Source organism: Chitinophaga sp. RAB17 (genome assembly GCF_052114225.1).
GTDB lineage: Bacteria > Bacteroidota > Bacteroidia > Chitinophagales > Chitinophagaceae > Chitinophaga.
In genome coordinates this window covers 315,161-334,602 of the sequence record NZ_JBFREI010000003.1, presented here as the reverse complement: position 1 = coordinate 334,602, position 19,442 = coordinate 315,161, and the positions used below count along the sequence as shown (strand labels likewise).

General features: G+C 45.7%; 18 protein-coding genes. 14 read left to right on the top strand and 4 right to left on the bottom strand.

The genetic code is table 11. The features are described 5' to 3' along the window. Positions 1-66 precede the first annotated feature (66 nt). Complete coding sequence (locus AB4Z08_RS13165) at positions 67-585, top strand: DinB family protein (RefSeq protein ID WP_441574202.1); 519 nt, start codon at positions 67-69, stop codon at positions 583-585. A 9-nt stretch (positions 586-594) separates the two neighbouring features. Here the strand turns inward: AB4Z08_RS13165 and AB4Z08_RS13160 are convergent, their stop codons facing one another. Continuing rightward, positions 595-2,103 carry an FAD-binding protein gene (locus tag AB4Z08_RS13160; protein ID WP_441574201.1) on the bottom strand — a complete coding sequence of 503 codons (1,509 nt, stop codon included), beginning with the start codon at positions 2,101-2,103 and terminating at the stop codon, positions 595-597. A gap of 30 nt (positions 2,104-2,133) precedes the next feature. Next, positions 2,134-2,454 carry a Bor/Iss family lipoprotein gene (locus AB4Z08_RS13155; RefSeq protein ID WP_441574200.1) on the bottom strand — a complete coding sequence of 107 codons (321 nt, stop codon included), beginning with the start codon at positions 2,452-2,454 and terminating at the stop codon, positions 2,134-2,136. 166 nt (positions 2,455-2,620) lie between these two features. On the opposite strand from AB4Z08_RS13155, the gene AB4Z08_RS13150 reads away from it, so the two are divergent. Further along, complete coding sequence (locus AB4Z08_RS13150) at positions 2,621-3,172, top strand: ferritin (protein ID WP_441574199.1); 552 nt, start codon at positions 2,621-2,623, stop codon at positions 3,170-3,172. 55 nt (positions 3,173-3,227) lie between these two features. On the opposite strand, the gene AB4Z08_RS13145 is transcribed toward AB4Z08_RS13150, so the two are convergent. Next, positions 3,228-3,755: a VOC family protein gene (locus tag AB4Z08_RS13145; protein ID WP_441574198.1), complete on the bottom strand. Its 528-nt coding sequence runs from the start codon at positions 3,753-3,755 to the stop codon at positions 3,228-3,230. Positions 3,756-3,933: 178 nt separating this feature from the next. Between AB4Z08_RS13145 and AB4Z08_RS13140 the strand changes: the two genes are divergently transcribed. The 5 genes from AB4Z08_RS13140 (at position 3,934) to AB4Z08_RS13120 (ending at position 7,769) form a co-directional block, all read left to right on the top strand. Beyond that, on the top strand, positions 3,934-4,179 hold the full coding sequence (locus AB4Z08_RS13140; RefSeq protein ID WP_441574197.1) for an Atu4866 domain-containing protein: 246 nt from the start codon (positions 3,934-3,936) through the stop codon (positions 4,177-4,179). 67 nt (positions 4,180-4,246) lie between these two features. Continuing rightward, entirely contained in the window at positions 4,247-4,810 is a 564-nt protein-coding gene (locus AB4Z08_RS13135) for a flavin reductase family protein (protein WP_441574196.1), read from the top strand. 9 nt (positions 4,811-4,819) lie between these two features. Continuing rightward, positions 4,820-6,412: a Na+/H+ antiporter gene (locus AB4Z08_RS13130; protein WP_441574195.1), complete on the top strand. Its 1,593-nt coding sequence runs from the start codon at positions 4,820-4,822 to the stop codon at positions 6,410-6,412. A gap of 47 nt (positions 6,413-6,459) precedes the next feature. Then, positions 6,460-6,978 carry a hypothetical protein gene (locus tag AB4Z08_RS13125; RefSeq protein WP_441574194.1) on the top strand — a complete coding sequence of 173 codons (519 nt, stop codon included), beginning with the start codon at positions 6,460-6,462 and terminating at the stop codon, positions 6,976-6,978. Next, positions 6,978-7,769, top strand: a complete 792-nt coding sequence (locus tag AB4Z08_RS13120; RefSeq protein WP_441574193.1) for a hypothetical protein — start codon at positions 6,978-6,980, stop codon at positions 7,767-7,769. Before AB4Z08_RS13125 ends, AB4Z08_RS13120 begins: the two co-directional genes overlap by 1 nt. Here AB4Z08_RS13120 and AB4Z08_RS13115 read toward each other — a convergent pair whose 3' ends face one another. Beyond that, positions 7,770-8,243, bottom strand: a complete 474-nt coding sequence (locus AB4Z08_RS13115; protein ID WP_441574192.1) for a hypothetical protein — start codon at positions 8,241-8,243, stop codon at positions 7,770-7,772. Between the two features lie 66 nt (positions 8,244-8,309). On the opposite strand from AB4Z08_RS13115, the gene AB4Z08_RS13110 reads away from it, so the two are divergent. From AB4Z08_RS13110 to AB4Z08_RS13080, 7 genes are all read left to right on the top strand, one after another. Further along, the gene (locus AB4Z08_RS13110) at positions 8,310-8,696 is read left to right on the top strand and encodes a hypothetical protein (RefSeq protein WP_441574191.1); all 387 of its coding nucleotides are present in this window, start codon (positions 8,310-8,312) and stop codon (positions 8,694-8,696) included. A gap of 59 nt (positions 8,697-8,755) precedes the next feature. Beyond that, positions 8,756-9,640: a LytTR family DNA-binding domain-containing protein gene (locus AB4Z08_RS13105; RefSeq protein ID WP_441574190.1), complete on the top strand. Its 885-nt coding sequence runs from the start codon at positions 8,756-8,758 to the stop codon at positions 9,638-9,640. Positions 9,641-9,784: 144 nt separating this feature from the next. Beyond that, positions 9,785-12,535, top strand: coding sequence for a TonB-dependent receptor (locus AB4Z08_RS13100; protein ID WP_441574189.1), 2,751 nt, complete (start codon positions 9,785-9,787; stop codon positions 12,533-12,535). An 18-nt stretch (positions 12,536-12,553) separates the two neighbouring features. Continuing rightward, complete coding sequence (locus AB4Z08_RS13095) at positions 12,554-13,828, top strand: parallel beta-helix domain-containing protein (protein ID WP_441574188.1); 1,275 nt, start codon at positions 12,554-12,556, stop codon at positions 13,826-13,828. A 25-nt stretch (positions 13,829-13,853) separates the two neighbouring features. Next, positions 13,854-14,909 (top strand): SO2930 family diheme c-type cytochrome, encoded by a 1,056-nt coding sequence (locus AB4Z08_RS13090; protein WP_441574187.1) that lies wholly within the window; start codon positions 13,854-13,856, stop codon positions 14,907-14,909. 297 nt (positions 14,910-15,206) lie between these two features. Then, positions 15,207-17,603 (top strand): TonB-dependent siderophore receptor, encoded by a 2,397-nt coding sequence (locus AB4Z08_RS13085; protein WP_441574186.1) that lies wholly within the window; start codon positions 15,207-15,209, stop codon positions 17,601-17,603. A gap of 144 nt (positions 17,604-17,747) precedes the next feature. Then, positions 17,748-19,403, top strand: a complete 1,656-nt coding sequence (locus AB4Z08_RS13080) for a serine hydrolase (protein ID WP_441574185.1) — start codon at positions 17,748-17,750, stop codon at positions 19,401-19,403. Positions 19,404-19,442: the final 39 nt, after the last annotated feature.

The window sequence follows — 19,442 nt, the reverse complement described above, 5'->3', positions numbered from 1 at the left end:
GAGTGAAGAACGGATAAGGAGTTAGGACAAGATAACCTTAAAAGCATACGCATTAAAAAAATGAAGATGAAAATTCACCGTCCCGATATAAACGATGCACCTTACTGGTATCCATATTTCTTTGATCTGGCTACAGGAGATGATTTAATAACAGCGTTAGAAAATAATAAGCTGCAGGTGCAGCAATTGATTCACGCTATTCCTGCTGCCGCAGCGGACTTTAGCTATGCTCCGGGGAAATGGACCGTCAAACAGATGCTTATTCATGTGGCAGATGATGAACGATATTATGCATATAAAATTTTCTGTTACGCCAGAGGAATAGATGTTCACCTGGAAGTACCGGCAGGAGAGCGGTATACGAAAGACCTTAATGCTGCTAATCGTACTTTAGCCGATATCGCAGCAGAACTTTTGACGATCAGAGAAGCGACTATCAGTCTTTTTAGCGGGATGACGGATGAAATGCTTGACTTTAAAGGATTTGGCGGCAAAGATATTTACACCGCCAGAAGTTTAGGCTGGATGGTGGTAGGACATAGCATCCATCATTGTAACCTGCTAAGGGAAAAATACCTCGTCTGAAAACCGGCCTCACACGGCATCAATTCCCCATTGCTGCATGGCCTCATTACTAAAAATCCGTATCATATCCGGATCCACTATCCTGGCGCGCGCCGCCAGAAACTGATCCAGTTTATCGCCGTACATATGTTGTAATCGTTCCCGCGTTAACGTATTCATCTTGCCCCAGTGGAAGGTAAACGGAATGTTTAACTGGTCCAGCATATTCCATACGGCTTCATAAAAGCGTACCGTTTCGGGCGACAGTACGCCATCCAGTTCCAATACACAGGTGACGGGGGGAAAATGCGTAAATGCCATAGTGGCTTTAGAGGCTTTTACAAAGCGAAACGCGAATAGTCCGGCAAAGGGGCCTGCCTCTTTATTTACCCGCAGCAGCCCGTTGATGACCTGGTCTACCACAGCAACGGGAAGTCCTACTGCCGCGCTGGATACTTTACCCCGTAGTGTTGTGTTGTTGAATATTTCCCCCAGGCGCCCAAATTGCTGTTCACATAGCGTAAGACTTTTCGCCAGTACTTTATTGACCAATAGAGGTACGGCAGCGGGCAGTACACCTGCCAGTTTACCAATAAAGCACGGTGCATCATCACCTGGGCCTATCCCGGCGCCATTGGGTTTGGGTCTTGTATAATCGTCACGATAAGGACGTTTATACATGGTGGTCATGTAGGCGCCTTTGTTCAGGTCGTAGGGATTGATGAGTGACTGGAAATGAAAGGGGATGATATCCGGAAAAGGCAAATGTGGATATGCAAAGTCAAGTGTGGTAAGCTGATGCATCAGTGCATCATCGAAAGGTACGCGGCGCAGATAATATTCCAGCAGGTAATCATCTTCAGCTTCAATCATAACGCCGTGTATAAAACCGAATGCACCAAAGCTGACTACGGCGGCGTTAAAGGCTTCATCATCCCGCACAATGGTGGCGCCTAGTTTATTCGCAAAGGAGTTGGCCACTACCGGGTAGGAAGCTCGTTCCAGCCAGATATGTTTATCCGGGCCTGTAATGATATGCAGGCCTACCACCCCTTCCTGTACGGCGCCAAAGCCAATGGCGGCGCCGTGTGTGCCGGTGGCAATGGCGCCTGCAATCGTTTGGCCATTACTGGCGCCACATGCCGATAAAGACAGCCCCCGCTGATGCAGGAAGTCGTTCAGTTCCCAGATACAGTTGCCACATTGCGCCAAACAAAGTCTTTTGGGATCGCCGGTATAGGCTGCTGCGGTGCTGCTGCTGTTGATCGTAAAACGAATATTCAGTGGCTTCGTATTAAGCAAAATTCCTTTGGTGGCTGCTATAGGAGAAAATGACCAGCTACCGCCCAGTGTGCGCAGGGAGGTACCACTTTGTATAGCATCTTTTATGATTTGCTGAATACCGCTGGTAGTGCTATTATAATTCTGAAGTACCGTACCGGTTACATCATTGGCAAGGTCATAGAGGTCTGTAACCTGTTGTGTGAAGGTATTGTGCAGATTACTCCAGGGGAAGCCGCCGTGCTTAACAATTTTCATGGCAGACGAATAATGGGGTGAAGAAATGAGTTATAGCGGAGCCTCCTGTGAACAGGGCTTGGCACATTTCCATTCTATTTTAACCGGGCAATAAATGCCAAGGGTACAGATGGTGAGTACTGCATTGCCAAAATTAGTTTTGACAGTTACTTCTGATACACCATTTACCCCCAGTGAATCGCATACGGGCGTACTGATCACCTGCGGCTTGTTGAGAAGCCCCCAGAACAGGCTGTAGGTCCGCTTACTGTTTACGGGAGAGGTATCTGTTGAAGGCAGTGCGTGGGTAGCCACGCGATAAGTGTAACAGCTGCTGATGCACAGCATGCCGGTTACCAGCAGCAAGTGCATACAATATCTATGGAATTTGGGGCTACACATAGATTTATATTTTCCTAAATATACTATTTGTAAAGGAAATCACCGCCGCAGTTTGCTATCTGCATGTAATTAGTGGTGCAGTTTTTGAGTCGACGTTCAACAGCACAGATTTGTATAACCTTCTAAAACCTTCCCCATGAACAGGAACAGGCTTTCGCCCAATATGGAAACCGGGCTGAACAAACAAATGACCCAGGAAGCGCTGGCATCCCAGATATATTTATCTTATGCTGCATGGGCTTCCGGTGAAGGATATAGCGGTATCGCCAATTTTCTCTTCCGGCATGCAAACGAGGAACGCAATCACATGACGAAGTTCCTGGAATACATTCTTGAAAGAGGTGGAAAGGTAACTATAGAAGCCATTCCACAGCCTCCAGGCGATCCGGTAAGTGTGCAGAATTGCTTTGAGAAAGTATTTCAGCAGGAAATAGAGAACACGGCATCGATTTATAAACTGGTGAAACTAAGCTTTGATGAAGGCGATTGGGCCAGCTGGAATTTCCTGCAATGGTTTGTAAGAGAACAAACAGAAGAAGAAACCCTTGCATTAAATCTATTGGATAAAATTAAAGTGGCCGGTGGTGAAAAAGCATCTGATGATGCTTTATACAACCTGGACAGAGATCTGCAACAGGAGCCGGATGAAGCGGAGCTGGCAGAAACCAAATCTGCCGCTAACCCGTGAGGATAAAGGATACTATGTGGCTTTCCTTCCACAGGAAAAGCCACATAGTATATCATTACAGATGATCTATACGCTTATGTGTTATCACCTCTCCGTTTTTATCCAGCGGAATAAAGGGATTATAAGCCACCTCCCAAACATTGCCTTCTATATCTTCCAACAGGAAAAAGTGCCCTCCAAAAGGAGGTGTAAACGGTTCTTTAATGATCTTTACACCCTTCTCTTTAAGGGAAGTATATAGCGCCAGTACTTCTTCTTTTGAATTGACCATATAAGCCAGGGTAACAGATCCGGAGGCCTTTTCTTTTACGGGCTTTCCGGTGTGCGCGAATAGATCATTGCTGCCATATAAACTAAATAGAAAGCCATGCAGCTGGAAGAAAATGATATCTTTGTTTTCTGCAACAGGTGTCCATCCAAATTTGTTTACATAAAAAGCGCGCAAAGCAGCGAGATTATCTGCGCCAATGGTTATTACACTCAGCCGTTGATTCATGACATGTGTTTTTGTTTGTGAGGAAGCCTTGAAGGCAGCTAACAGCGCTACCATACCTAATATCCGGAACATGTTGATTGTTTTCATATAGCCGTAAAGGTAAATAGCCGCAGCTGTTGGGTATTTGTAGAAAAACGACAAGTTCTTTAGTTTTCGGAAAGCAGGTGACCCAATATGATAATGTTTGAATTTTGCAATGATTCGTTTGATTTCTGTAAACGTCCTTCCCCAACCGTAGTGTAGTTTTGTGGTATAAAAAACTACCATGGAACAACAACACAAATACGTAGGTATGTGGGTAACCAGCAACGGTTATATCCGCCAGGAGCTACTGCCTGATGGCCGCTATGATGAGGCAAGAGGCAATAAACAAAGTGCCTACACAGGCAGGTATGAGATCAGCGGAGATCATATTAAGTACTGGGACGATACCGGCTTTACAGCCACCGGGGATTTTAACGATCCAGATACGCTGTATCATGGAGGGTATATTTTTTACCGGGAGAAATGACACAATTGGGGGGACTCTCAACAATGTCATACTCCGTTATGTTGATTAATATATTTGAAACGCCGATATGATGAAAAGAGCCTATAAAAAAGCGGATCTTCCGGTAGAGAAGATCCGCAAATTCCTGGAACCCGGCCCTATTGTGCTGGTGAGCTCACGCTGGAAAAACAAAACGAATATCATGACGATGGGCTGGCATACGGTGATGGAGTTTTCCCCTTCCCTGATCGGCTGTATGATCACCAGTGCCAATCACAGCTATGAGATGATCCGAAAGAGCAAAGAGTGTGTAATCAATATTCCAACTGTAGATTTGATCAACGAAGTGGTTGGAATTGGCAACAGTACGGGGACACATCTGGACAAATTCAGGAAATTTGGTCTTACTGCGGAAGAAGCAGAAATTGTAAAAGCGCCGTTGATAAAAGAATGTTATGCCAATTACGAATGTAAAGTAGTAGACACCCAGTTGTTATCCGGTTATAATTTTTTTATCTTGGAGGTGGTAAGGGCACAGGCAGCCGTTTATCCCAAATACCCCAGAACTGTTCACTACAGGGGAGAAGGGGTGTTTATGGTATCGGGAAAACATATTGCCTTACCGGGAAAGTTTAAGCCACAAAATCTATAGCGCTCATATATGCTTACTAACGTCATCGAGTATATTATCCTGATTTTTATTATCCTTTTTTTGGTGATGCTGGCGCAGAAGCTGAAAATAGCCTATCCTATTATACTGGTAATAGGAGGGTTAATACTTAGCATGTTTCATTTTCTGCCCTCTATACAGATTAATCCTGAACTGATTTTACTGATATTTTTGCCTCCGCTGCTGTATGAGGCGGCATGGTATACTTCCTGGAAGGAGTTCTGGCGATGGCGGCGGGTCATAGCCAGCTTCGCTTTTCTGATAGTGATTGTTACCTCACTGGTGGTAGCCGTAGTATCTCATGCGCTTATCCCTGGTTTTACGTTGGCGCTGGGATTCTTATTGGGTGGCATTGTGTCGCCGCCGGATGCTGTTTCAGCTACCACTATCCTCAAGTATGTGAAGGTACCGAAACGTATGTCTGCCATCCTGGAAGGGGAAAGCCTGATGAATGATGCGTCCAGTTTAATTGTATTCGGCTTCGCCAAAGTGGCGGTCATGACCGGGGTATTTGTGTTGCGGGACGCAGCAGTGAGCTTTGTAGTAGTGATTGTGATGGGAATTGCGATTGGCTTACTGGTTGGCTTATTATATTATGTGATGCACCGTTTTTTGCCTACCAGTACAGAAATGGATGTACTACTAACCCTCACAGCCCCTTATGTAATGTACATTGCGGCGGAATCCTTTCATGGCTCCGGCGTGCTGGCAGTGGTGAGCGGTGGGCTTTTTCTCTCTGCCAGGAGTCAGCGTATCCTCAATTACAGAAGCCGTTTACAGGGGGCTAACGTTTGGTCTACGCTCGGGTTTTTACTCAACGGACTGGTGTTTATGCTCATCGGGCTGGAATTGCCGGTGATCATAAGGGAGCTGGGTACGGTGAGTTTGGGAGAGGCCATCAAATACGGGCTTATCATTACCGGTGTTTTAATTGTAACAAGATTACTTTCTACGCTGGGAGCATCTGTATTTACGGTGTTCATCAGCCGGTATATTACAACTGCCGACAATCGTCCCGGATGGAAGGGACCATTGCTTATCGGCTGGGCAGGCATGAGGGGAGTGGTATCGCTGGCAGCCGCATTATCCATTCCGGTTTACATGGACAATGGCGCATTATTCCCACAACGCAACCTGATCCTGTTTATCACCTTTACCGTGATATTGCTCACCCTCGTGGTGCAGGGGCTTACTCTGCCCCTGGTGATTAAGTGGGTAAATATGGAAGATCCGGATAATCATCTGTCGCCGGCAGAACAGGAAAAGAATATCCGCGAAGCATTATTACAACACAGTGTGCAATACCTGGATACACATTTTCCGGAGGAGCTGAAATCAAACCCTGCATTGCAGCAGCTGCGGGAAGACCTGATACACCGTAAGTCCGTATCCATGCACAATAAATTGGACGGGGTAGATCATAAAGTGTACAAAAAGGTATACCTGAAGATGCTGGAGCATCAGCGCAGCGTACTGCATGACTTGAATAAAGATCCCCATACAGAGCATGAAATTATCAGGAAGTATCATGAACTGGTTGATATTGAAGAAGAAATTTTAAGGATGAAATATGAAAATATATAGAGGGAGGCGAAATTTCCAAACTCCCTCATAAATTGTATCTTGCCGCTATGAAAATGAGTCATTACCTCCGGCAGGGGAAGTCCGAAAATTACCAGGACGCAGAAGATAAAGGTTTACTGAAAGCCGGTGAGGTAGCGATTTTGCTGTCAAAGAAATTCAATACTAAAATAGCAGCAAAGGAGCTGGAGCCATTTGCTACAGAATGGCATCATGCCGGCGTATTTAAAAGTAGTGCCGGCCAGTCGCTACGGGGACGCAAAGTTTATTTCTTCTCTACAGCCGATGCGGACAACATCTCCCTGGAAAAAATACTCGCTAACAGGAATAAAGCGGCGAACAAACCACTGCCGGATACCAGCATCGTACAAGGCTGGTATACGCAGTATTTTCGTATGACCGATCCCGTTACCCGCAGAACATTTTCAAAACCATTTATAGGTATTTATAAAGGACCGGCAAACAAAGCGCCCAAGGGCTTCAAAGCGTTGACAGACGAAGCCTTTTCGATAGCAGAAAAGAAACGTGGCAGAGAATTGAAGCCAGGAGAAATACCAGATTTTAAATAATGCCAACTATGTTTTTCCGCACCAATATCCTTATCGCCTTTGCTGTATTGCTATGTATGAACAGCTATAGTCAGCATTTTGCAAAAAAAGATTTTGACATTATTAACGCAGTAGTGGATAGTGCCAAAACGACGAAAGCTTTAATGACGCGATTGAATGTTCTGCTGAAAAACTATATGGAATCCCGTAGCGGGGTAGGTTTACAGCTGAACCGGCCACTCGATGGTGCTTTTAATCATCAGCGCATCGCCATCAGGTTTTATCCTAACAATTTTTTCATCAACTTACTGACAAGAAATGACAGCATTTTTTTTAGTACAGTCTATTTCACCACCAGCTCGTTTTCGGAAGGACCAGGATTTAAAGAGGCGGATAATACTGTCAGGGCGATACATTATAATGCGGCCGTGACCAATGCCTTTCTGAAAGAACGGAATAACTTTTACGGCTCTGAAAAAACGGTAAACGATGTGGCAGTAGAGCTTTCTGGTAACGAGATGTACGCCATGAATTGTGGTATTGCCGCTTCGTTGACAAAAGAAGGCAAGCGTATAAATGATCTCGTATTGAAAGACGATCCGCTCCCGGAAATCACGGGGATGTTGCAACATCTGTCTTGTGAAATACAGGCGTTCGGTGTAACGGCTATTGATTTACTGATCAAAAAAGGTGTAATCATAGATCAGCTCAATAGTAAATTATACAATCGCATTAAGCAAAGAAATGCCCCCGTTATTACCTGTTCCGGTTGTATCGTGGGTGAAATAATGAAGCTTTACGACCGTAAATAATCACCATTTCTTCGCCAGCTTTTCCCGGAGTTGCAAATATTTCGCCGTAAATAGTTCCGGAGGCAACTTCATTTCCAGCAACAACAGGATCTCTTTGTACTGCCGCCGGAGAAACATGCTGTGCGCTATTTTCAGCTTCCTGTCCAGGTAATAGATTGTGGTTTGAGGATCGTCGTACTTCCCCACTTCAGCCATATCTACTTTAGTAATCGTTTGCCAGTCTATATCGTGCGGTTTCCATACCTGTTTAAAAATAATTGAGGTATCTGACAGGATTAGCTCCTGCCGCGCATAAGTAAACATCGACCACGCCAGGAATAAAAAAATAATAGCGACAAAAATAAGTACTGGCGATACATGGATCACCGACATGGTGTAACCAGCCATGATAAGCATAACAACGCTCAGCACAAAACACATCATCCTGAAAAAATCCGGTATTCGAAACCGCTCTGTGGTATAAATGGGTGGCATATCTACGTTTTTTAAAATACACCTGTAATATAATATCTTATATATTTGCAGCCTCAAAAAACAGATATGACATACCAGGAGAAATTGCAGGCGGTAAAAGTACATTACCCTTTTGAAAAATGGAGTGAAGCATTTTACCCGGACGAAAATGATGTAGGTGGTATGGAACAATACAGCGCAGAAAACTGTGACATCGCCACCGGCATTATGGATGAACTGATCGCAGACCTGCAGGATGCTGGTGAAAATGCCGCTGAACAAACTAAACTCGCCTTTTTTGAAAAAGCGGTAAAAGCATATAACGACCTGAATGATGAAATTTCCGGTTTCATAGAAACCGGGGAACGCGAAGACCTCTGCGAAGTGTTGGATATGATCACCATAGCGGCAGGATTACAACCCTCGGATTATGCCGATGGAGAAGGGATCTCCGATTTATGGCGCGAATGGTAAACCAGGTATCGGGATTCCGGGTTTTTTACTTATCTTAAATGAAGAAAATCATCCACGATATGAAAAGCTTGCACACTTTGCCACTTATTTCAAAATATGCCGCAGAGCAACCCCGCTTTACTTTACTGGACCCGGTCGCCAACAGGATTTCACTGATCGCTTTTTGCAGCGTGTTCAGCTTCCTGTTTATGTATATCTTCCTGCCCTTTAATATCAATATGTGGTATGAAGGGCAAGACCTTTCCCTGATGCCACTTTTCCTCATTTTTACCTTATGTGGAGTAGTGGTGATGTGCATCACTCAATTCGGGCTGGCAAAACTCAAGTGGCGCCGCAAGCTGACCAACGCCACCTATGGCTGCTGGTTCCTGGGTGAAATCATATTGGTGTCGCTCATGGTTACCATCGTAAACGTAACCATTACTGATACTTTCTTCTTTACCTGGACAGAGTTTATCAATACCCTTCATTATACTGCGCTGATCCTGCCTTTACCTTATTGCATCTGCCTGTTGTGGTTTTTTACCCGGGAAAAGATCGCCCAGCTGAAAAGTCTGAAGACAGAACAGGAACAGGTAGCCAAAACGGATGACAGTTGTATTCTCCTCCGTGATGAACATGATAAGCCGGTGTTAACCCTGCATCCGGGTAAACTACTGCTCATGAAGGCAGAAGATAATTATGTACAGGTGTTTTACCTGTCAGGAAATACCATCTGCAAAGAACTGATCAGAACTTCCATGAAAAAACTGGAAATGGGTTTACCTGCCGGCACTTTTGTGCGGGCGCATCGCTCATATCTTGTTAACCTGACCAAAGTGGTGCTTTTTAAGAAAAATGCAAAAGGACATTACCTGCAACTGGAAGGTTTAAATGACATCAGCATCCCGGTATCAGCTACCTGTTTGCCCACCTTCCAGGAACGATTCGCCCCGGCGGCCTGATTTTACCCCCAATAGCCACCATTTCGCCCCAAAGTCACCACCACTGCCATTTCCACTCAGGGTATTTTGGTAATATCGCTGTGTCACATTACCAGTAATACACACGTAAAATCTTACAACCAAACCATCTAAATTCCCCTGCCAATGCTAAGATCCATAATTATAGGGTTGGTTTGCCTGCTTCTGTTACCATATAGCGCTTTGGCACAAACCGTACTTTCAGGAAACGTCCGCAACAGCGTTACTAAAGAAGTGGTTCCTGTAGTATCCGTTACCATGAAGGAAGCGCCTAACGGCGACTATACCAATGACCAGGGGAACTTCAAATTCTCCACCAGGAAAAGTTATCCTGTTACCCTTATACTGTCATCGGTAGGCTTTGAAACAAAAGAAATCATCATTTCCGGCCCTGGATTCCAGCGAATAGAGCTGTCGCCGGCCTCCGTACTTGGTAAGGAAGTGGTGGTTTCTGCCAGCCGGTTTGTTCAGAAAAAGATAGAATCTCCTGTTACCATTGAAAGAATCAGCACCAAAGACATCATTAATTCGCCCCAGCCCAGCTACTATAATATGCTGCAGGGCCTCAAAGGGGTAGACGTCACCACCTCTAGCCTGCTGTTCACTACCGTTACCACCCGCGGTTTTAATACCAGCGGTAATACCAACTTCACCCAGATCGTAGATGGAATGGATAACCAGGCCCCCGGCCTGAACTTCCCCATAGGCGCTATCATCGGGTTAACAGAGCTGGACGTAGATAACCTGGAAGTGCTTTCCGGGGCCTCCTCTGCTTTATATGGCTCCCGCGGCCTGAATGGTACCATGGTTATGACCGGTAAAGACCCGTTTAAATACCAGGGACTCAGCGCCCAGATTACCCAGGGCATCAACCATGTAAGTAAAGGAAAGGCGAATGATCCGCTGGGGCCTTCTCCGTACTACGACTGGACCGTTCGCTGGGCGAAAAAAGTGAATGACAGGTTTGCCTTCAAAATAAATGTGCAATACACCCAGGCGAAAGACTGGATGGCCAATGACACTACCAACACCAACGGTCCCGGCGGTCCGCTGCAGGATCCTAACTATAATGGAGTGAATATCTACGGTAGCAAAACCTCTGTGGACATTAACCCCTTCCTGGAAGGCGCCCTGCAACAGGTGCCGGAACTGGCGCCTATCATCAACCCCTTGCTGGCAGAAGGTAACCACAACGTAGCCCGTACCGGCTACCCGGAGTACGGTTACCTCAGCAGCGATGCGAAGATGTTCAAAGCCAACGTGGAACTACGTTATAAGATAAGACCCAAACTGGAAGCGATCCTCTCCGGCACCTATGGACAAGGCGATGCGGTATATAGCAATGATACCCGTTACGCGCTGAACGGGTTTCACCTGGGCCAGTACCGTGCAGAAGTGAAAGCAGAACATTGGTTTGTACGTGCTTACACCAGCCGAGAAAATTCAGGGCATACTATCATTGCGATGCCCACTGCACAGCTGATCAACGAAGCCTGGAAGCCCAGCTACGATGGCAACACCGGTGATGGCTGGTATCCGCAATATACCAGCGCGTTACTGGAAGCTATGTCTCAGGGGAAAAGCTACCAGGACGCCAGCAACCTGGCCAGAACATTTGCTGATCAGGGCAGACCCGATGCCGGCAGTGCGCAGTTCCTGCGGCTGAAAGACAGCATCTCCAACATCCCTACCTCGAAAGGAGGGACCCTGTTTACCGACAGGAGCCGGCTCTTTAATGCAGAAGCCCAATATAATTTTACACACCTGATAAAATTTGCGGAACTCATTGCCGGGTTAAACTATCGCCTCTACCGCCTGGATTCGAAAGGGACGCTCTTCCCCGACAATGATTCCCCGATCGATGTGGCAGAGTACAGTGCTTATGCGCATCTCACCAAAAAAGTAATACACGAGAAACTGAGCCTGGCCGCCGCTTTCCGCTACGATAAAAATACGCTGTTCGCCAAACCCCGCATCACCAGCAGGGTATCGGCTGTACTGGAAGTAAACAAGGAAAGCTTTATCCGCTTCTCCTACCAGAATGCTTACAGCTTCCCGTCTAATATACAATCGCTGCAAAGCACGCCGGTAGACTATAACAGCTTTGCTTCCGGTGGCTCCGACCGCCTGCTCAATGGAGTGTACCATTTTGATCAGTATCCAGCCTACACACTGGCCAGCGTGGATAGTTTTAAGCGTACCAAAAACCCGGCAGATCTTAAACAATTTGCATTGAGTGATATCAAGCCGCAGTCCGTAGATGCGTTTGAGCTAGGGTACTCTTCCCTCATCGCCGGCCGTGTACTCATTGATGTACTGGGCTACTATTCTACCTGGAAAAATTTTATCGGATACGTTAATGTGGCCAATACTCCTGGTAGCAAGGATCCGAACGACTTCCTGGATCACAGCAAATACATACAATATAACATTGCGTACAACGGTGCAGAAAAAGTGAATACCTATGGCTATGCCGCCAGCGTAAGCGTAGATTTGTCGCACCACTTCCTGGCGAAAGTGAATTTCTCCTCCGACTTCCTGAAAAACAGGAACAATAGTCAGGTAAATAATTTCAATACGCCCAACTATAAATTCAATATAGACTTTGGTAATACCGGTTTTGGAAAGAAAGAACATTTCTCTTTCAATACTACTTTCCGTTACCGCCCGGCCTATTTCTACCAGATAGGTTTTGGCAGCGGTACCGTACCTGCTTCCGCCGTGATAGATGCACAGGTGAGTTATCGCCTGCTGCAGGCGCATTCCACCATTAAACTGGGTGGTGTTAACCTGACCAACACGTATTACAGGAATGGCTTTGGTAGCCCCGCTATTGGTGGCATGTACTATGTTACTTTTGCTTACAATGTTTTCTGATTTTTTAAAAACCCATATATGAAACGATATCATGTCTGCTTATTATTGATTGCCTTACTGGCCGCCTGTCATAATAACCCGGAAGTAAAAGAAACCGGCGGCTATAAAACACGGCTGAACTTCGGCCCCGGTGATGAAACAAAGATTGCGGAAGCTTTCCTGTCGCTGACCGACAGTAGCAGTATTACGTTAAAAGAAGGCCTCTACAAATTCGATAACCTGAGCATTGCCCAGGTAAAGCACATCCTGATCCAGGGTGCGGGTCCGGACAAAACGATCCTCGACTTTTCGGCCCAAAGCCAGGGTGGGGAAGGTATCCGGGTAACCGATGTGAAAGGCTTTACGATCGATGGCCTTACCCTACGCGATTCTAAAGGCGATCTGATAAAGATTAACAAAAGCGAAAATGTGGTGGTGACCAATCTCCACGCAGTTTGGACGGTATCCGATTCTACCAGTGGTGGCTATGCCATTTACCCGGTAATGTGTAAAAATGTATTGGTAGAAAACTGTTATGCACAGGGCGCTTCCGATGCGGGCATTTACGTAGGACAAACAGATAGCGCCATCGTGCGTAAATGTAAAGCCTTTAAAAATGTAGCCGGCTGTGAAATAGAAAACACCTCACATGCACAGGTTTATGATAACGAGTTTTGGGGAAATACCGCAGGCTTCCTCATTTTCGACCTGCCGGACCTGTCAAAACGTGGTGGCTTTGTAAAAGCACACGACAATTATTTCCATGATAATAATGAAAGGAATTTTGCCAAATCCGGTAGCTTCGGTTCTACCTGGGGCGTTGGTAATGCCGCTCCCGGCAGTGGTGTGGTAATTCTGGCTGCTTCAGATATAGAACTGTATAATAACCGCATCATCAACAATAATTCCAGTGCCATTTCTGTGGTATCCGGATTTTTTATAGATGAAAAAGCAGGTACAAAAATTAACGACCACTATTTCCCTATCCCCAAAAATGTATACATCCATGATAATACCATGGAAGTGGGTAGTGCATTTCCGCCTGCTGTATATGAACACCATACCGGTAAAATACTGGTAGGCATAGAGCAGCAGCTAAATGCGATGGATCCGGCACGTAAAAACGCCCGTTTACCTTTCATCACCTATGATGGCATCACCACTAATATACTGACCAAGGGGACCGCTGTAAACCCGGATTCACTCTGTATTAAACAAACAGGCCCCAATTTATTCGTAAATGTGGATGCCATGAATATGACATCAAAGAACTGGCATCCCAGCACGGATGTAACGCCTTATGTTTGTAAATAGTCTTTATTAAATTTTTTTTAGGGAGATGAGGAAGCCTTGCTTAATTATTGTGTGTTTTATATGCTGGATCGCCGCTACACAGAGCTGCCAGCAGAAACCGGCGCCTGCTGCGGCAGCAGGGCCGTTTCAGTTCAAAGAGAAATTATCGGACTATGGCTTCTTTACCGGTGCGCTCAAGGATTTGTTGCCACGTAAAGGAGTACAGAATTATGAGTTATCCACCCCGTTGTTTACAGACTATTCGGTAAAGGACCGTTTCATTGTGTTGCCCGAAGGGAAAACAATGCAGTATACTTCCCATGGCGCGTTGGATTTTCCCGATTCGACATTCATCGTTAAAAACTTTGCCTATACAAATCCTGCTCATCAGAAGATCATGATCGAAACACGACTGCTCTTCAAAGATCCGGCAGATAAGCAATGGAAGGTGATGAACTACCTGTGGAATGCAGCCCAGCAGGATGCGGAGAAGTGGATCCTGGGTAAGAAGATCCCGATCACCTTCCTGGATGATAACGGACAGCAGCAGTCTACTGTGTACCAGATGCCCAATACCAACGACTGCAAGCGTTGTCACATTAATAACAGCGTATTGACACCAATTGGCCCCAAGGCACGTAACCTGAACTTCACCCGCAGCGGCCAAACGCAGAACCAGTTGCAGCAATGGGCTGCCAACGGGTTGCTGACGGGGCTCCCTGCCATGGACAAGGTAGCACAGCTGCCCAACTGGAAAGACAGTATCCATTATACCGTTAACGAAAGGGCCCGGGCCTACCTGGACGTAAACTGCGCCCATTGTCATACCCAGGGGGGAGATGCCTATAACACCGGCCTCTTCCTGGAGTACGAGCAAACGGGTGCTGACCACCTAGGTATCCTGAAATCGCCTGTTTCTGCCGGTGGCGGCGCAGGTGGACTTGATTTTGACGTGATTCCCGGTGATGCCCTCCATTCCATCCTGGCCTACCGCATGAACAGCGTGGAGCCTGGCACAGCGATGCCGGAACTGGCGCGTACCGTGATTCACAAGGAAGGGGTGACGTTGATTAAGCAATGGATTAACGAAATGAAGAAATAGCGCGAGTTTTTGTCTTGGGACAGGATTATACTGATGTAGATGATTTTCCCGATTTTTTGTTTTTGATTTTGGAAGATTTTCCGGATTCCGGAAGATATAAGCGAAAATATCTGCATATATCTCCCGGAAATCTTCTAAAATCCGCTACAGCAGCAAATAAAATCGGGAAAATCATCTACATCAGTATAATCCTGTCCCAAGACAAAGACTTGCTTTTTTCCCGATTGCGTAAATCATTTTCCCGATCCGATCATCCTTACAGACCGCTTTAACGTTCCTTTGCGCAAAATTACGGTATTGAAGCACTTTTATTTTATCATCGGTCTCATTTTAATCAACCTTACAGTACTCGCGCAAAACGGTATCATTAAAGGAAAAATCAGCTCAGCAGACGGACATGCTGCTCCATTTGTAACTATTGGATTAAAGGATACCAAGAAAGGTACCCTTACCAATGAAGAAGGCGAGTTTGCATTGAAAAACGTGAAACCGGGCAATTACACCCTGGTCATCTCCTGCACAGGTACCAAAACCCTGCATAGCCAGGTAACGGTAGCAGCAGATCAGGTAACTGCTGTGACATTTGCATTGGAAGCTACTTCCAGCCAGTTGAGTGAGGTGGTGGTAGACGGTACTCAAACCAGGACCATTAATAAAAGACCTGTCAGCATCGGTAAATTACCTGTGCCTGTAATGGATTTGCCACAGGCAGTAGCGCTGATTGGTCATGAAGTAATTGAAAATCAACAGTCACAACGCATGAGCGATGTGGTGAAAAATATAAATGGTGTGTACATGGCCTCTACCAGAGCCGGTACCCAGGAAACCTTTAACGCCCGTGGTTATAGCTTTTCCAGCACCAATACATTTAAAAATGGCGCCCGTGTTAACGCCGGTGCTATGCCGGAAATGAGCTCCCTGGAAAGAGTAGAAGTGCTGAAAGGCAGTGCGGCTATCTTATACGGTAACGTAGCGCCAGGTGCGATTTTGAACATGGTCACCAAACAACCTAAGTTTAATTTTGGTGGAGAAGTAAATCTGCGCGTTGGTAGCTATGGTTTATTAAAACCAGCATTTGATATATACGGCCCATTGTCTTCCAAAGTAGCGTACCGCGTAAATGGTACCTTCGAAACAGCAGACAGCTACCGTGACCAGGTACACTCCAAACGTTATTATATAAATCCTTCCCTGTTGTTCAAATTGAGCGACCGCACAGAATTACTGGTACAGGCAGATTACCTGAAACATGATTTTACACCTGATTTTGGTATTGGATCTATTGGTGATACTGCTATTAACAAAGTATCCCGCAATACTTTCTATGGTGAAGGATGGAACTATGCACATACACAACAAACCAGCGCTTCTGCCAATATCAGACATAAGCTGACTGAAAAATGGACGCTGAATGGTATTGTTTCTTACTCCAAATACCAACGTGATTATTACTCACTGGAAAGAGTACAGGCTAAAGGAAATGGTAACTTCCTGCGCCCTTTAGGTGCCAATGCGACCAATGAAGATTATTATTCCGGTCAGATAGATGTAACCGGTACCTTTAAAACCGGTTCCCTGGAACATACTGTATTGGCTGGTGTAGATGCAGACAGATATCTGACAGGTACCTATGCTTATGGAGTACCTTCTATTCTCAGTAAGACTGCTGGTGTTTATGATAGCATCAATGTGTTGAATCCTTCCATGTACCCACGCCGTACCGATATGCCGGGAGATACCCTGAAATCAGTATCTAATGCACCTACGAACAGAGTAGGTATATATGTGCAGGACCTGATCAGCATTTCAGAAAAACTGAAATTCATGGCAGGCATACGTTACTCTTATCTGCAAACAGAATCACCGGTAGCTTACGACTTCAAAGGTGGTAAAACAGTGGGAAAATCAAGATATGACCAGGCATTTTCTCCACGCCTGGGATTAGTGTACAAGCCTATTGCTACAACTGCCTTATTTGCCAGTTACGCTACCTCCTTTACTCCCAACAGCGGACAGGATATATATGGTCAGAATCTGCAACCATCTCTTATTACACAATATGAGGCCGGTGTTAAAAACGATTTCCTGAAAGGACTGTTGTCTGTAAACGTAACTGCTTACCGCATCAGGAACAGTAACTATACACAAACAGCACCATTTGACAAAAACGGTGCTCCAAACAATAATACCAACTTTAAAGCATTGATCGGCGAAACACTTAGTCAGGGTGTTGAAGTAGATATCGCAGGTCATCCTTTGCCAGGACTGGATGTAATCGCGGGTTATAGCTATAATAGCATGACTATCGAAAACACCCCAGGTGTAAAAGGCAGTTCCGTAGAAGGAGAGCGCCTGGTAGGAAACCCTAATCACACTGCTAACGCAAGCGTATTCTATACCCTGCAGCAAACAAAGCTGAAAGGCCTGAAAGTGGGTGCGGGTTATTATTACCTGGGTCAACGTTTTTCAGGATGGAACAACACCATCGGTCAAACACAGAACTATAACCGCCTCATCTCTGTACCTGGTTTCTCTACCCTTGATCTGAGTGCCGGCTACAACTTCAAACGCTTTGGTGTAATGGCGAAAGTATCCAACGTTACCAACACCTACAATTATTACGTACACGAAAACTATAGTGTTAACCCAATACCGCCTACCCAGTTCACCGGAACGGTATCCTATAAGTTTTAAGTTGTCATGTTATTCATAAAGGCAGCAGCCGGCTCTCAAAAGGGGCCGGCTGTTCTTTTTGTATCACTCAAATCCCGATTTGAGCGATGGGTTTTTATGCGGATTGCTGCATTCACCGCAGTTTTGCAGGTATAAGAAATTCACATGAGAAAACGGATGCTATCATTGTTATTATGCCTGTCTGCATGGACGTACGTACACGCACAAACGAACCTCTCCCAACAACTTGACCCGGTTTTATCTGCCGCTATCCCACCGCCCGATCCTGGCGTAGCGGTATTGGTGGCTAAAAAAGGAAAGGTCATTTATGAAGCGGCTTTTGGCAGCGCCAACCTGGAAATGCAGGTACCACTGAAACCCGATATGGTGTTCCAGATAGGTTCCGTTACCAAACAGTTTACGGCTGTAGGCATCCTGCAGCTGGTGGAGCAGGGGAAAATATCCCTGCAGGATAGTGTACAGCAATATGTAAGAGACTTCCCGGCTAAAGGCGCTACTATTACCATAGAAAATTTATTAACGCACACTTCCGGCCTCACAGAGTATACCTCTATTGAGAGCCACGAGCCTTTTATTGAAAGAAGGGATTTTACACCGGAGATTATCATCAACTATTTTAAACAAGCACCATTGGAGTTTAGTCCGGGTAGCCGTTATGGGTATTCCAATTCCAACTATGTACTGCTGGCGTATATCATCGAAAAAGTAACCGGGATATCCTATCACCGGTACATCACGGAAAAGGTGATTAAAGCTGCTGGCCTGGGGAATACCCGTTTTGCCGATGAAAAAGCCATCGTGCCGCTGCGGGTGACGGGTTATACCCGGGATAATGGTTTTTATGAACACTGCGCCTATCAAACCCTTTCCATGGGCTATGGCTGCGGGGATCTGCTTTCTACTGCGCAGGACCTCAACAAATGGAACGAGGCGCTGCTGGCAGGGAGGTTAATCCGTACCACTACCCTGGAAAAAGCATATACACCCTACCGGCTCACCAATAGCACTTTTTCTTCCTATGGTTATGGATGGTTTATTGACCAGGAAGCGGGTAAAAAGTGTATTCACCATGAAGGACAAACCAGCGGGTTTATTACCCTGGAAAAATATTTTCCTTCACAAAAAATGTACATCGTTATTTTAACCAACGTGAAATCGGGGGAAGACAAAACTGATTTCAGTGACCGGCGCTTCAAACTGTTTGCACAAATTACAGAACTGGCACTCGGCGAAGAAGTACCATCCGCCATCAATGTAAGCAGCCAACAGCTCGACAGTTACACCGGGACCTACCAGGCGGGAAAACAAACAATAGACATCCGTAATAAGAAAGGGATACTTTTCTGTAATGCATCGATGGAAGGTAGTTTTAAACTGCTGCCGGTGGGACCGGAAAAATTTATTATCCCGGGCGTAAATCCGGTTTCCGGCATTGAGTTTATAAAAGATAAGGAAGGCAATGTAGTGGAACTGATTTCTTTACAGCAGGCTACGTTTGACTGGTGGAAGGTAACGGGCGATGATGCTGTGGTCAATGAATCATTGCAGGCATATGCCGGCAAATACCAATTGCCAACGATGAGGAATACCTTTACTACCATTACCGTTCATGATAATAAGCTGATGGCATCTTCCACCACGCCTTTGCCGGATGCGGAATTATTACCGGTGGCTCCGGATAAGTTTAAATACAATACTCCCGGGATTGATTTTCAATTGGAGTTTGTAAGACAACCTAACGGGAAGGTGCAAATGGTACGGATTACGCAGGGACCGGTTCATTGTAAGAAGATCCGGTAAGTATTTTTGTCTTTGTCCAGGATTATACTGATTTAGATG